The sequence below is a fragment of the Methanocaldococcus bathoardescens genome, assembly GCF_000739065.1.
In the GTDB taxonomy this organism is placed as follows: Archaea; AGJL01; Methanococci; order Methanococcales; family Methanocaldococcaceae; genus Methanocaldococcus; species Methanocaldococcus bathoardescens.
In genome coordinates this window covers 1,066,660-1,080,889 of sequence record NZ_CP009149.1, presented here as the reverse complement: position 1 = coordinate 1,080,889, position 14,230 = coordinate 1,066,660, and the positions used below count along the sequence as shown (strand labels likewise).

At 29.5% G+C, this 14,230-nt stretch carries 12 protein-coding genes; 6 read left to right on the top strand and 6 right to left on the bottom strand.

What is annotated here, in order from left to right; translation table 11 throughout:
* The first annotated feature begins 38 nt into the window (after window positions 1–38).
* Window positions 39–815, top strand: coding sequence for an ATP-binding protein (locus JH146_RS05500; RefSeq protein ID WP_048202059.1), 777 nt, complete (start codon window positions 39–41; stop codon window positions 813–815).
* Here the strand turns inward: JH146_RS05500 and moaA are convergent.
* Both moaA and JH146_RS05490 read right to left on the bottom strand, forming a co-directional pair.
* Window positions 805–1,698, bottom strand: a complete 894-nt coding sequence (gene moaA / locus JH146_RS05495) for a GTP 3',8-cyclase MoaA (protein WP_048202058.1) — start codon at window positions 1,696–1,698, stop codon at window positions 805–807. The genes JH146_RS05500 and moaA overlap by 11 nt on opposite strands.
* Before the next feature lie 101 nt (window positions 1,699–1,799).
* Entirely contained in the window at window positions 1,800–2,510 is a 711-nt protein-coding gene (locus JH146_RS05490) for a peptidylprolyl isomerase (RefSeq protein WP_048202057.1), read from the bottom strand.
* Window positions 2,511–2,683: 173 nt separating this feature from the next.
* Between JH146_RS05490 and JH146_RS05485 the strand changes: the two genes are divergently transcribed.
* From JH146_RS05485 to prf1, 3 genes are all read left to right on the top strand, one after another.
* Window positions 2,684–3,100 carry an NfeD family protein gene (locus tag JH146_RS05485; RefSeq protein ID WP_048202056.1) on the top strand — a complete coding sequence of 139 codons (417 nt, stop codon included), beginning with the start codon at window positions 2,684–2,686 and terminating at the stop codon, window positions 3,098–3,100.
* 1 nt (window position 3,101) lies between these two features.
* Window positions 3,102–3,917 (top strand): SPFH domain-containing protein, encoded by an 816-nt coding sequence (locus JH146_RS05480; RefSeq protein WP_048202055.1) that lies wholly within the window; start codon window positions 3,102–3,104, stop codon window positions 3,915–3,917.
* A gap of 167 nt (window positions 3,918–4,084) precedes the next feature.
* Window positions 4,085–5,350: a peptide chain release factor aRF-1 gene (gene prf1, locus JH146_RS05475; RefSeq protein WP_173400826.1), complete on the top strand. Its 1,266-nt coding sequence runs from the start codon at window positions 4,085–4,087 to the stop codon at window positions 5,348–5,350.
* Here the strand turns inward: prf1 and larE are convergent.
* Window positions 5,344–6,102 (bottom strand): ATP-dependent sacrificial sulfur transferase LarE, encoded by a 759-nt coding sequence (gene larE / locus JH146_RS05470; protein WP_048202053.1) that lies wholly within the window; start codon window positions 6,100–6,102, stop codon window positions 5,344–5,346. The two genes, prf1 and larE, sit on opposite strands and share 7 nt — an antisense overlap.
* A 120-nt stretch (window positions 6,103–6,222) precedes the next feature.
* On the opposite strand from larE, the gene JH146_RS05465 reads away from it, so the two are divergent.
* Window positions 6,223–7,521, top strand: coding sequence for a DHH family phosphoesterase (locus JH146_RS05465; RefSeq protein WP_048202052.1), 1,299 nt, complete (start codon window positions 6,223–6,225; stop codon window positions 7,519–7,521).
* Window positions 7,522–7,791: 270 nt separating this feature from the next.
* Window positions 7,792–11,685: an anaerobic ribonucleoside-triphosphate reductase gene (gene nrdD, locus JH146_RS08830; protein WP_081874476.1), complete on the top strand. Its 3,894-nt coding sequence runs from the start codon at window positions 7,792–7,794 to the stop codon at window positions 11,683–11,685.
* Window positions 11,686–11,724: 39 nt separating this feature from the next.
* Here nrdD and JH146_RS05455 read toward each other — a convergent pair whose 3' ends face one another.
* The 3 genes from JH146_RS05455 to JH146_RS05445 all read right to left on the bottom strand — a co-directional run bounded on the left by JH146_RS05455 (window position 11,725) and on the right by JH146_RS05445 (window position 14,199).
* A complete protein-coding gene (locus tag JH146_RS05455; protein ID WP_048202051.1) occupies window positions 11,725–12,153 on the bottom strand; it encodes a class III signal peptide-containing protein in 429 nt (142 codons plus the stop codon).
* 24 nt (window positions 12,154–12,177) lie between these two features.
* Window positions 12,178–12,915, bottom strand: coding sequence for a hypothetical protein (locus JH146_RS05450; protein WP_236953653.1), 738 nt, complete (start codon window positions 12,913–12,915; stop codon window positions 12,178–12,180).
* A 153-nt stretch (window positions 12,916–13,068) separates the two neighbouring features.
* Window positions 13,069–14,199 (bottom strand): DUF515 domain-containing protein, encoded by a 1,131-nt coding sequence (locus JH146_RS05445; RefSeq protein WP_048202049.1) that lies wholly within the window; start codon window positions 14,197–14,199, stop codon window positions 13,069–13,071.
* Between the last annotated feature and the right edge of the window lie 31 nt (window positions 14,200–14,230).

Genomic DNA, 14,230 nt, shown 5'->3' with positions numbered 1-14,230 from the left:
TCTATTAGATATCTTAGCAATAATTTAATGGCGATAAAATGAAAATAGCAATAACTGGAAAAGGAGGAGTAGGAAAAACATTCATAGCCTCAACATTAATGAGATTATTTGAGAGAAATGGCTTTAAAGTCATTGGAGTTGATTGTGACCCAAATCCTACATTAGCATTGGCTTTTGGGATTGAGGAAGAGATAGTTCCATTATCAAAAAGACATGATATAATAGAAGAAAGAACAGGAGCTAAACCCGGAACTTATGGAAGTATTTTTAGAATAAATCCTAAAGTTGATGATTTAATAGACAAAGTTGGTTATAAAATAGGGAATATAACTATCTTAGTTATGGGGACTATAGAGGAAGGAGGAGAAGGCTGTGTTTGCCCTGCTTCTGTTTTATTGAGAAGATTATTAAGACATTTAATTTTAAAGAGAGATGAAGTTGTTATATTGGACATGGAAGCAGGGATTGAACACTTTGGGAGGAAAACAATAGAAGATGTTGATTTAATGCTTATTGTTGTAGAGCCAACAAAAAAATCTTTAATAACTGCAAAAAGAATGAAAAAATTAGCTAACGATTTGGGAATAAAAAATTTGGGAGTTATTGTTAATAAAGTGAGAGACGAAAATAAAGAATTATTAAAGGATGTCATTCAAAAAGAACTTGGGTTAGATGTTGTTGGATTTATTCCTTACGATGAAGAGGTTATAAAAAGTGAATTTGTAGGAAGACCAGCTGATTTAAACTCAAAAGCTGCAAAAGAGATAGAGAAAGTATTTAATTACATTCTAAAATTAAAAAACTCTACAATTTAAAATATGGTTCTCTTCTATTTATACATTCAACAAAATACGACTCTAAGTTTTCACCTTTTCTTAATGGAGTTAATATATCAACTAAGTTGTCATCCCTCAACAAACATGGCTTTAAGTAGCCGTCATAAGTTAATCTTATCCTTGTGCAGTGCATGCAAAACTCACTATTGTCCATAGGTCTTACAAACTCAATTTCTAATCCATCGACAATGTATTTTTTCCTATTCTGCATGAATTTTCTTGTAATAACTTTATCAGCTTTTTCTTTAATTTCATTTTCTATTGAGGAGATGTCATAATAATATTTTTTAAGTGTCTCTTTTAAGGGAATAAACTCAATAATTTGTAAAATAGCCCCAACATCTCTGCAGAATTCCATAATATTTTGTAAATCTTTAATATTCAAACTCATAGCTAAAAAATTGACCTTTAATGGAGTTAATCCAACATCTATTGCTTTCTTTATCCCATTTATTACTCTCTCAACATCTTCAAATTTTGTAATTTTTTTATATAATTCAGGATTTAAAGTATCTAAGCTCACATTAACTCTATTTAATCCAGCATCTTTAAGTTTATCAGCTAAATGTTCTAAAAGGATTCCATTAGTTGTTAAAGAAATATCTTTTATTTTTTCATCTCTAATATTTTCAATGATTTCACAAATATCTTTCCTTAATAACGGCTCACCACCAGAAATTTTTATCTTTCTAACACCAAATTTTGTTGATGTCTTAGCTATAATTCCAATTTCTTCAGCTGTCATGTATCTGTTATTATCTGAATTATGTCCCTCTTTATGGCAATAAAAGCACTGTAAATTGCATTTATTGGTTACAGAAATTCTAAAAGACCTAATTTCTCTACCAAATCTATCTCTCATAACTATCCACTACTAAAAATTTGGGTTTTTAAAAATAGATATTAAGAGATTAATTATAAAAAAGCTACGTAATGATTTTAAATTAATTAGAATATATAAATTTATTCATTCTTTTCTTCAGTTTTTTCTTCTTTATTCTCTTTTTTTCTTTCAAATGTTTCAACAAAGTTAACTTTTTCAGCATCTTCTAATCTCTTCAATATTTCATTGGCAATAGCCATCTTAGCTGTTTGGATGTTTGGGATGAATGGAGCAAATTCTGGCAATTCTATTTTAACTGTTCCATTTCTAATAGTTACTTTTACATCACCCAATCTTGGAACATACATCTTTACAATTTCTTTTACTATATCCTTTTTATCTTCAATAATTTCCTCTATTTTTATTCTATATTTTACTTCTTTTCCAGCTAATTCATGGTTAAAATCAACTAAAACTCTTCCACTGTTTATACTAACAATTTTTCCTGGCATTCCATCTATGGTTATAGGTAATCCTTTTATTGGCTTAATTCCTCTCTTTTTAAATTCTGATAATGGAACTAATTTTATTTTTGATGGATCTCTCTTACCAAATGCTTTTTCTGGAGGTAAAACAACTTCCCTCTCTTCTCCAACATCCATCTCTAATATAACTTCATCTAATCCTGGCAATACTTGCCCTTCCCCGGCAAAAATAGCAACAGGACCATAAACTATTGCAGGATTATAAATGCCTTCTTTTTTAGCCAATTCTTCATTAGTTGTATCAAAGAGTTTTCCATCAACGTATCCGTCATAGCTAATCTTTACCATTTTTCCTTTTTCTACCATATCTTCCACCTCTTTTAATTTAGCAAAAGTTCAATGATTTGATGAGTTTAAAAATCTTTCATAATTTTAATATAAACCATATATAAACATAACTGACAAAGAACAAAAAATTTTAAATATTACAATAAATTATAATTAATTAAGAAACTGAGAGAGGGTAATGTGGGATGTAAATGGATATTGGTTATATCTTTATATTGGCAGGGTTTTTGGTAATGGCATTAGAAGCTGTGATTCCAGGGCTGTATTTTCCTGCGTGGGGGGTGGCTCTATTAATATATGGGATATTTTTGTTAATAATTCCACAATATGCATTTATTTCTTCAATAATTGCTGGAATTTTAACTATAATTATCCTACACAAATTTGTCTATGGCGTAGGAAAAGAAATAAAAGTGGGGGCTGAAAGGTTTGTTGGAAAGATTGGGATAGCAATAGGGGATTTTGAAGAAAATGGCTATGGGAGGGTTGAGATAGAAAATCAAATATGGTTAGCAAAATCTGAAGATAAAATAAAGAATGGAGATAAAGTTGAAATTGTTGGGGTTGAAGGGGTCTCACTAATAGTCAAAAAGTTTGAAGGTGAATAATATGTTTTGGTTTTGGCTATTATTGGGAATTATAGCATTGTTTATAATTGTTAAAGCAATAGTTATTGTCAATCAATATGAAGGAGGGTTAATTTTTAGATTGGGTAGGGTTATTGGGAGATTAAAGCCAGGAATAAATATAATTATTCCATTCTTAGATGTGCCTGTTAAGGTTGATATGAGGACGAGAGTTACTGACATTCCACCACAAGAAATGATTACAAAGGATAATGCAGTTGTAAAAGTAGATGCAGTTGTTTATTATAGAGTTATAGACGTTGAAAAGGCTATTTTAGAAGTAGAGAATTATGAATATGCCATAATAAACTTAGCACAAACAACATTAAGGGCTATAATTGGTAGTATGGAATTGGATGAGGTTTTAAATAAAAGAGAGTATATAAACTCAAAGTTATTAGAAATTTTGGACAGAGAAACAGATGCTTGGGGAGTTAGGATTGAAAAGGTTGAAGTTAAAGAAATAGACCCGCCAGAAGATATTAAAAATGCAATGGCTCAGCAGATGAAAGCAGAGAGATTAAAAAGAGCCGCTATATTGGAGGCAGAGGGAGAGAAGCAGAGTAGGATATTGAGAGCTCAAGGTATTGCTGAGAGTTTGAGAATTGAGGCAGAGGGGCAAGCAAAGGCAATACAAATAGTGGCAGAAGCGGCAAGACAATACTTTAAAGATGAAGCTCAATTGTATAAGGCTTTAGAAGTGGCTAATAATGTGTTAAAAGATAATGCAAAATACGTTATCTCAGAAAATGTATTGGATGTTGTTAAAAATTTCATTAAAAAGGATAAATCAGCTTAGCAAAATTATATATAAATCTTTATTTTATAATATTTTACGCTCACACTTAATGTCTCATTTTTATAAATCATTAATGAAATAAGCAATAAAAACACAATATCTGATTTTACGATTTTAAAAATTGGATATAAAACAAAATTTAAAAATAAAGATTTATGGTGATAGTTATGGCATCAAATGATTCAAAACAATTATATTTATTTAAAAAGATGTTAAAAGAACTAAAAACAAAAAAAGGTAAGGGGACTGAACTTATTAGCCTTTATATTCCAGCAGGTAGAAGAATATCTGATGTAGCTCAGCATTTAAGGGAAGAGATGTCACAGGCATCAAACATTAAAAGTAAAAGTACAAGAAAAAATGTTCAATCAGCAATAGAAGCAATTTTGCAGAGATTAAAGCTATTGAAAGAACCTTTAGAGAAAGGAGTTGTTATATTTGCTGGAATGGTTCCAAGAAATGGGCCAGGAACAGAAAAAATGGAAACTTATGTTATAGAACCACCAGAACCAATAAAAACATACATCTATAGGTGTGATTCAGAATTTTACTTAGAACCATTAGAAGAGTTTTTAGAAGATAAAGATGCGTATGGAGTTATATTGGTTGATAGAAACGAGGCAACAATAGCGTTAGTTAAAGGTAGAAACATAAATATCTTAAAAAAACTAACAAGTGGAGTACCTGGAAAGTTTAAAGCAGGAGGACAGTCAGCAAGAAGATTAGAAAGGCTTATAGATTTAGCCGCTCATGAGTTCTTGCAGAGAGTAGGGCAGAAAGCAAATGAGCAATTCCTTCCATTATTACAAGAGAAAAAACTTAGGGGAATTTTAGTTGGAGGACCTGGCCATACTAAAAACGAGTTTGTTGAAGGAGATTACTTACATCATGAACTTAAAAAGATTGTATTGGATACATTTGATTTATGCTATACAGAAGAGTTTGGTATAAGGGAGCTTTTAGAGAAAGCAGCCCCATTATTGAAAGATGTTGAGTTGATGAAAGAGAGAGAAGCTGTTCAGAGATTTTTAAAGGAATTAATTAAAGAGGATGGAGGATTGGCATGCTATGGTGAAAAAGAGGTTTTAGAAGCTTTAATGATGGGAGCTGTTGATACTTTAATTGTTTCTGAAGAATTAGAGAAATATAAGGTAAAGATAGCATGTAATAACTGTGATTACTTAGAAGAAAAAACAGTTACAAAACTTGAACTTATTAAATTGGAAGAGGAGCTTAAAAATGCACAATGTCCAAAATGTGGAGGAGCTTTAAGTATTGTTGAAGAAAAAGATTATATTGAATATCTTTCAGAGTTATGTGAGCAGAGCGGGGCTAAACTTATAACTGTCTCTTCAGAAACAGAAGAAGGAGCTATGATTTTAAATGCATTTAAGGGAATAGCTGCTATATTGAGATACAAGATTCATCAATAACCTTTATACTCTTCTAAATTTATACAAACCTTTTTAAATCCATAATCTTTAAATTTTTTGATAATTTCTTCTTTTTTGTTAATTATATTATTTAAATCATCTTCAATCTCAATAACAGCCAAATTTTTATAATCTCTAACCCTTATAGCCCCTTTTACATAATTTCTTAAAAATTCTTCTAATCTTTCTATCTTCTTTAAATATTCTATTGAAATTTCTCTATTGAACTCAAATCTTGTTAATAAACACGTTTCTTTTGGAGGAATATTTATATTTAGCTCTTTAGCTATCTCTAAGATATCTTTTTTACCAATCTTAAAATCTGCAAATGGAGAAACTATATTAAATTCTTCTTTAGCTTTTAATCCAGGCCTATCTTCAAATAAATCATCATAATGGGTTCCATCAACAACAACATCGTAATTATATTTTTCTTTCTCTTTAGTTAAGATTTCAAAAAACATTTTTTTGCACAAATAACATCTCTCTGGAACATTTTCAATAATCTTATCAACTTTAATAACTTTTAAATTTAGGTTATATTTTTTTGCATTGAGAATTGCATTATTTAAAGACCATGCTGAAATGTAAGGGGTTTTTATAAAAACACATAAAGTTTCAGTAATCTCTGATAGTAGTATGGATAAAAGCAAACTGTCTATCCCACCAGAATAAGCAATAATAACTTTTTTATTTTCAAATTTTTCTTTAAGATTATTTTTCAATTTCTTTAGTTTTTCCAAAAATACCACCGTTAAACAATTTTTTAGAAATTCTTAAATATATTGTTCTATCTTAATAAAAATAGTGCATTTCTCTATATTATTTACAACGCATTTATAATATATAAGTTAAAGAAATAGAGGGAAAACATGATTGAAAAAGTTAAAGAAATAGAAAAAGTAACTAAAGCCATTAAAGAGAAGATATTGAACCACTACGGATATATTAGAGTTATAACTCATCACGATACGGATGGATTGAGTAGTGGAGGAATATTGGCTAAGATGCTGATGAGGACAAACAAATTATTTCATTTAACTGTTGTTGAACATCTATCTAAGGAGGTTATTGAAAAATTAACTAAGGAAAATGAAGTAAATAAACCACTTTTTATATTTGCAGATATGGGTAGTGGGCAGATAGAGGATATAATAAAACACAACTTTAATGCAATAATCTTAGACCATCATCCACCAATTATAGAAGAGAGTTTTGTCAATGAAAATATTATTCAACTAAACCCACACATTTTTGGAGTAGATGGAGCGAGGGAAATAACAGCAAGTGGAGTTTGTTATTTAGTGGCGAGAGAATTTGGCTATTATGATTTAAGCGTCTTAGCAATAGCTGGAATTATTGGAGATATGCAATACAACCCTCTTTTAGGATTAAACAAGTTTATAGTGAATGAGGCGAGAGAGTATAGATACGTTAAGATAATGAGTGATATAATTTACAACATATACAACGTAGAGATGCATAAGGCAATTGCATATTGCACTAAACCATATATCCCAGAGTTAGCTTCTGAAGTAAAAGCATTTAAGTTTTTAAAAGACATTGGTATAGACCCAAATAAAAAAGAATTAGATGATTCTGATAGAAAAAAGCTTTTATCGGCAATAGTCTTCAAATATCCTAAAATTGAAAACTTGATGATTGATAGGTATTTAATTGAGCATAAAATTAGAGACGCTTTTTTATTATCAGAGATGTTAAATGCTGTTGGTAGAAATGGGTTATTTGCTGTAGGTATTGGTATATGCTTAGAAGATAATGAGTGTATAAAAATAGGTAATGAAATTTTATGGGAATATAAAAAGAATCTAATTAATGAGCTTAAAAATGTTAAACTAAAAAAATTAGATAACATTTGTTATTTTGAAGGTAAAAAAGGGATGATTGGAGTTATTGCCTCTATATTGGTTGATGATAAACCAGTTGTTGGTTATCATATTGAAGGGGATATAGCAAAATTCTCTGCGAGGGGGAATAGAGAGCTTGTAAATAAGGGCTTAAATTTAAGTGTTGCTATGTCTATTGCAAAAAAATTTGGTGGTAGTGGAGGAGGACATGATGTAGCCTCTGGAGCAGTAGTTCCAAAAGATAAAGTGAAAGAATTTTTAAAGAGAGTGGATGAGATTATTGGAGAGCAGTTAAGGAGATAAAAGGATAAATTAACTAAATTGATTGTTATCAATACCCCAACATAATAAATTGATATAAATTGCTGTTTAGTTTAATAAAGAAATTTCCACCATTTATATACTATTTTAACAGATTATCGCACCTATTTAAACTATTTAAGCGGAAATTCATTCCGTTATCTTTATATGTTATTACTGAAAAACTACTTACAAATTTCAGAGATAGGGTATAAAAACAATTAATTAAAATTTGTAAATAAATACTATTCATTCTATTTTTTGGGTGATTAAATGATAAGTGTTAAAGATTTTACTGAGAGAGTTATGGAATTTTATGTAATAAAAAGAGACAAAAAAAAGGAGAGATTCAATATAAATAAATTAGCTAAATCCCTAATAAACAGTGGGGTAAATTATGGTGATTTAGACCAGATAATATCTGAAGTTTGCACTAAAGTTTATAATGGAATAACAACCGATGAGTTAAAAGATATTGTTTATAATGTTCTAAAGAAAATAGACAAAAATGTAGCTGAAAATTATAGAAATGGAACTATATTAAAAGTTAGAACATCAGAAAAAGAGTTTGAGCCGTTTGATAAAGAAAAAATAGTTAAAGCATTGATTAGAGAAACAGGAGCAGATAAAGAAACAGCTAAAAAGATAGCTGATGAAGTTGAGAGGGAGTTAAAAAAATTAAAAGTTAAATACTTAACTGCCCCAATGATTAGAGAAATAGTCAATTACAAATTAATAGAGTATGGATTTGAAGATTTAAGGCATAAGCACACAAGGTTAGGAATGCCTGTCTATGACATAACCAAATTAATAAAGAGTGGTTCAAGAGAGAATGCCAATTTAATGTATAATCCAGAATCAATCCATAAATGGGTTGCTGATGAAACAATGAAGCAATATGCTTTATTAGCTATCTTTCCAAAACACATAGCTGATGCTCACATAAAAGGGGATATTCACTTACATGATTTGGAATATGCTGCAACAAGACCTGTTTGTTTGCAACATGATTTAAGACCCTTCTTTAAATATGGTTTAAGAGTAGATGGAACTGGATTGCATACAAGCGTTTCAAAACCTGCTAAACATCCAGAGGTTGCTATTCAACATGCAGCTAAGGTTATGATGGCTGCTCAAACTAACATGAGTGGGGGGCAGAGTATTGATGAATTTAATATTTGGCTCGCTCCCTATGTTAGAGGGCTTAGTTATGAAAAAATAAAGCAGTTAATGCAAATGTTTATTTATGAATTAAATCAAATGTACGTGGCTCGTGGAGGCCAGACTATATTTAGCAGTATAAACCTTGAATTGGAAATTCCAGAGTTTCTAAAAGATAAGCCGGCAGTGATAGCAGGAACTACAAGAGGAACTTATGGAGATTATGAAGAAGAGGCAAAGTTAATATTAGAGGCGTTAGTTGATGTAATGATGGAAGGAGATGCAATGGGAAAACCTTTCTTATTCCCAAACTTTATAATTAAGTTAAGAGAAAATGCCTTTAAGGATGAGAATAGAGAGCTTATGTATAAAATCCATCAATTATCTGCTAAATTTGGAATTCCTTACTTTATAAATATGCTCCCAGATTGGCAAGTAACTAATACAAATGCTATGGGTTGTAGAACAAGATTAAGTGGAAATTGGACTGGAGATGCTGAAATTGACACATTAAGAACTGGAAATATGCAGTGGTATTCTTTAAATTTACCAAGAATAGCTTATGAAGCAAATGGGGATGATACTAAATTATTTGAAATTTTAAATGAAAAATTGGAACTATTAAAAGAAGCTTTATTGATAAAACATGAAGTTACCAAAGAAAGGTTATATACTGACAACTTAATGCCTTTCTTAACTCAGGAATTTGATGGAGAACCATATTATAGATATGAGAACACAACAAAGACATTTGGATTTGTTGGATTGAATGAGATGCTTAAATATCATTTAGGAGAAGAATTGCATGAGTCAAAAGATGCTGTTAAGTTTGGTGAGAAAGTTATTGGATATATTAGGGATTATGCTGATAAATTGAAAGAAGAAACAGGAATGAGATGGACAGTAACTCAAACTCCAGCTGAAAGCTCATTACCTTATGATGAGAAAATATTGATATTTGAAAATGGAAACTACAAATTAGTCAAAATTGGTGAGTTCGTTGAGGAATATTTAAACAAATATAAAGATAGAGCTATAACTTATGGGGATAATAATATTGAGGTATATATAAAAGATGAAAATATCTACGCACCATCATTTGATAAGGATGGAAATATTGTCTTAAAGCCAATTACTCATGCCATTAGACATAAAGGTAAGGAAATCTATGAGATAGAATTGGAGAGTGGTAAAAAAGTTAGAGTTACGGGAGACCATAGTGTATTCACCCTAAATAACAATTTGGATGTTGTTGAAGTAAAGGCATCTGATTTAAAAGTTGGGGACTTTATAATAACTCCAAAAGTTATTCCAACTATAGGCAAAGATGAGATTTATTTAAATGAAATTGTCTATGAAAAAGATAAATACTATGTAAAAATAAAAGACCACATCAAATTCATTGAAGAAAATGAAGAGACCTTAAAGGAAAGATATGAAAAATATAAAACTAAATGGAAAGATTTAAAACCGGTATTAAAGAAGAAAAACGCTTTCAGATTAGATATAATCGAGAGCTTGGTTGATAAAGAGCAAATTGAAGAGATAAGCTATGGACATGCAAACTACATTAAAAATAAAATAAATCTTGATGAGAAGTTTGGTTATCTAATTGGAGCATTTTTATCAGAAGGACACTGGAATGATAAGTGTGTTGAAATATCAAACACCAATAAAGAGTTCATTGAAAACTTAGCAGAGATTGTTGAAGAAGTATTTGGAAAAGATGCATATTACATAACAGTTAAAAGTGATAATAGAAGATATAAGGATTTATATGTAATTGGGTTGAATAAAACTGTCTCTATGGTATTTAAGAGCTTAGAGTTAGATAAATTAAGCTCAAATAAAGAAATTCCATCAATATTATTGGCAAATAAGTCATTCTTAAAGGGATTAATTAAAGGCTTTATAGACGGAGATGGAAATATATACATAAATGAATCAAAAGGAGATTATAGTATAAGACTATACACCACTTCAGAAAAATTAAGAGATACCTTATGTTTAGCTTTAAAAATGCTTGGAATTGATTATAAACTAAGTATAGACAAAAAATCAAAAATAAATGAGAAATGGAGAGATTGTTATGTCATAAAAATTACTGGAAAAGAGAATATTGAAAAGTTATCAAACATTAAAATTGAAAACAATGGAAGAAAAGAAGTAATTCCAAAAGTTGCTGATAAGTTTAAAGAAATAATTAATCAATATTCACAAAGAGAGTGGAAAGAAAGATTTGGCAGTGATGTTAAAAGTTTGCATATATGGGAAGATGTAAAGAAAGGATATATGAGTAGATATAGAGCTAAGAAAGTTTTGAATATATTGGGAGGAATTAATGAGATTAAAGAAAAATATGGTAAGTTGTTAAATAAGATAGAGCAGTTACTAAATAATGACTTGCTATTTGAAAAAATAAAATCAATAAGAGTATTGGATGAAATTCCAAAGTATGTTTATGATATTTCAGTTGAAGGAACAGAAAACTTTATTGGTGGAGATGGATTCATCTGCTTACATAATACCGCTGGAAGATTTGCAAGGTTAGATTACAAATACTATAAAGAAGAAACTCAGAGTGTGGTTAGAGGAGATTTAAGCGATATAGAAACATTATACTATACAAACTCATCCCATGTTAGGGTAGATGCTCCAATAACGTTAGGAGAAAAAGTTAAAATAGAGGAGAAGTTCCATCCTTTATGTAATGGAGGACATATAATGCATGTTTGGAATATTGAGAGTGCTGCAGACCCAGATGTGTTAATAGATATAACAAGAAAGATAACAAAAACAGATATAGGTTTCTGGACCTATACAAAAAATCTAAGTGTTTGTAATAACTGTGGAGCAAGTGCTGGAGGATTAATAGATAAATGTATAAATTGTGGTTCTGAGGATGTAGCTAAGTTTAGTAGAATAACTGGATATTTACAAAATATTTCAAACTGGAATAGAGCAAAACAAAAAGAGTTGGAGGATAGAAGGCTTCCAAAGATTTAAAAAATCTTATTTTTATTATTTCTTTTTTATTTTAACTATTTATGATATTATAGTAACATTTACATGGGATTCATTAATTTTCTGAATTTCAACTATAATTATCTTAGCTTTGGAAACTGTTTTGTTTCCATTTAGATTTATATTGGTATTACAGTTTGCCGTAATGTTGAATTTAATGTCTCCATCACGGTAGAAATATAGAATATTCTTATTGGCTTCCCAATGGCCTGGAGGACATTTTATATAAACAATTTTCGTAGTTCCTTCACCTGCTGCAGCTACTAATTCAATGTTTTGTTTCATCTTAGATACTGCCGCATGGGCTAAGCTCATAGAGGATATAGTAACTGTTTTTTTAAATCCAAACATTCCTGGATAACCAACGGCAATAATAATGGCAAGTAAAACAGCCAAAAATAATAAAGAAAACTCTAAGGATATCTGACCTCTTTTTCTAAATTTAAGCATAGAAATCCCCAAATGTTTATAAAATTAATTATACTTATAGATTGTATAATAAAACTTTATTGGTTGATTTGACGAAGTTGTGAAAGCCATGGCAGGGACATCTAATACTCTAAAGTTAAAGTTTGTATCACCACCTGACAATAAACCATCATCCATTTTTGGAATTAGCGGATCGTTATTGTCTATATAAATATTCTTTCTCTTCATTTGATTTTTATACCATTTATTGTATGATGAAATCCAAATATTAACTTTATCATCTCCAAGATTGTGAAACTCGTCATAATTGTCTATAATCCATGGAATAGGCACAATAATACTTAGTGATTCTGTGTCATTTCCTTTTACAATATATCCTCTAACATAAAGTCTGAATTTTCCAATTTTTATCCCCTTATATTTTGCATCAGGGAAAAGTTTATTTAAATCGATAACATTTACTTTATTAACTACAACAGGTCCAATAACATCATAATTTTCCTGAGACTCGTCGATTTTTATATTATAAATTATTGGAAGTGGTTGATATATCTGGATTTTTACTGTTGTATAGGGTGGAATCCAAAAACCTTCTTTTCCATTAAATACTGTATCATAAAAAACAATTCCAGAAGATTCTGTCTTTTCAATAGTAACATCTAAAAAATCTTCTGGTTTTAATAATGTTTTCTCTTCAAATGTTATATCTGAAGGAACAGCAACAAATATTGAGTATGGATTAGTGTTGGTTATTTCTCCAGTAAGCTTGTATGTTACACTCATCTGTGCAATAGTTCTTTCACCAAAATTTAAATGTAAAAATAGTAAAAATAAGATAGTTAACATTAGTAGTTTTGGAAATATTTTCATAATTAATCACCGCTATGTAATTATCTAAGTTTGAATTAGGTTTAGATTAAATAAGCCTTGGGATTGTTATTTTGATTTTACTACAATGGTTATATCTTTAGAATTTAACTTTATAATATCTGGAATCTTATCATCAGGAATTGAGATAATTAGGAAGTAATTAACGTTTTCATCGAATATTTGGGTATCATCCTCAATTTCATTCAATTTTTTTCCATACTCTCCAAACATTTCTTTTATCTTATTGTAATCCAACTTATCAATAACTGTTGCATGCAATATGCCTGGAATATTATTTAATGAATATGATATACTTGAAGAGGATGATGAGGAATAAGAATCTCCAAGCTCATTTATATTACTTGATGTTGATTTACTTTCACTGTAACTTATTGATGATATAATCACATAAGATGAATCTATAATTGCATAAGTGATGAATGAACCGTCTTTGCTATATATTGATACTATATCTCCTTTGTGTGGTAATTTACCACATTGTTTTGCAGATATTTCAATTGCAACTTTATTTAATTGTGATATCGGGGTTATTTTTAGAGATTTAAGTTCAGATAATGTCCAGAAATTTTTGTATCTAATGATTTCATCCCTTGTCATAAATTGAGATTTTTCACCAACTTCTACATAGTAGTATTTATCTCCTGATGATAAAGCATAATTTATTTGTTTTTCAATAATATTTCTAAGGTCTCTCTCTATATCTGCAGTTTTTAATAAGTTTTTAATCTCTTCAGGAGATTCTGCCAAACTTATTTTATGTACTAAATCTTGAGCATAGGGGCTTAAGGAATAATAATCTCCATATATACTTTTTATTTGGTTTATAGTTTCAATCTTGTAGTTTTTAAAGCTTATGTAACTCTTAGCTTCCTCCAATACTTTATTAATATCATCTACGTTATCTGCCATTTGAATTTTGTTTATATATACTAGTTTTTGAGGGTCGTTTGGGAATTTAGCAAATATCTGATTTATAGATTCTATAGCAGTTTTTTTCTGATTTTCAAGTTTTATCTTTTCTTGAAAGTGCATAATACTAATTTCATTATATACAATAAATGCTAACATTCCAATGATTACAACGACAAGTAATACTAAAACAAATTTTAGTGGATTAGGTCTTATTGTTTTTTTACTTTTTTCTTTTAATGCTTTAATTTTTGAAGTATCGACCATATAATCACCCTAAATATTAAGTAATAATAAT

Coding starts and splice junctions, on each gene's coding strand:
- JH146_RS05500 (WP_048202059.1), top strand. CDS start 39: ATGAAAATAGCAATAACTGGAAAAGGAGGAGTAGGAAAAACATTCATA.
- moaA (WP_048202058.1), bottom strand. CDS start 1,698: ATGAGAGATAGATTTGGTAGAGAAATTAGGTCTTTTAGAATTTCTGTA.
- JH146_RS05490 (WP_048202057.1), bottom strand. CDS start 2,510: ATGGTAGAAAAAGGAAAAATGGTAAAGATTAGCTATGACGGATACGTT.
- JH146_RS05485 (WP_048202056.1), top strand. CDS start 2,684: ATGGATATTGGTTATATCTTTATATTGGCAGGGTTTTTGGTAATGGCA.
- JH146_RS05480 (WP_048202055.1), top strand. CDS start 3,102: ATGTTTTGGTTTTGGCTATTATTGGGAATTATAGCATTGTTTATAATT.
- prf1 (WP_173400826.1), top strand. CDS start 4,085: ATGGCATCAAATGATTCAAAACAATTATATTTATTTAAAAAGATGTTA.
- JH146_RS05465 (WP_048202052.1), top strand. CDS start 6,223: ATGATTGAAAAAGTTAAAGAAATAGAAAAAGTAACTAAAGCCATTAAA.
- nrdD (WP_081874476.1), top strand. CDS start 7,792: ATGATAAGTGTTAAAGATTTTACTGAGAGAGTTATGGAATTTTATGTA.
- JH146_RS05455 (WP_048202051.1), bottom strand. CDS start 12,153: ATGCTTAAATTTAGAAAAAGAGGTCAGATATCCTTAGAGTTTTCTTTA.
- JH146_RS05450 (WP_236953653.1), bottom strand. CDS start 12,915: ATGAGTGTAACATACAAGCTTACTGGAGAAATAACCAACACTAATCCA.
- JH146_RS05445 (WP_048202049.1), bottom strand. CDS start 14,199: ATGGTCGATACTTCAAAAATTAAAGCATTAAAAGAAAAAAGTAAAAAA.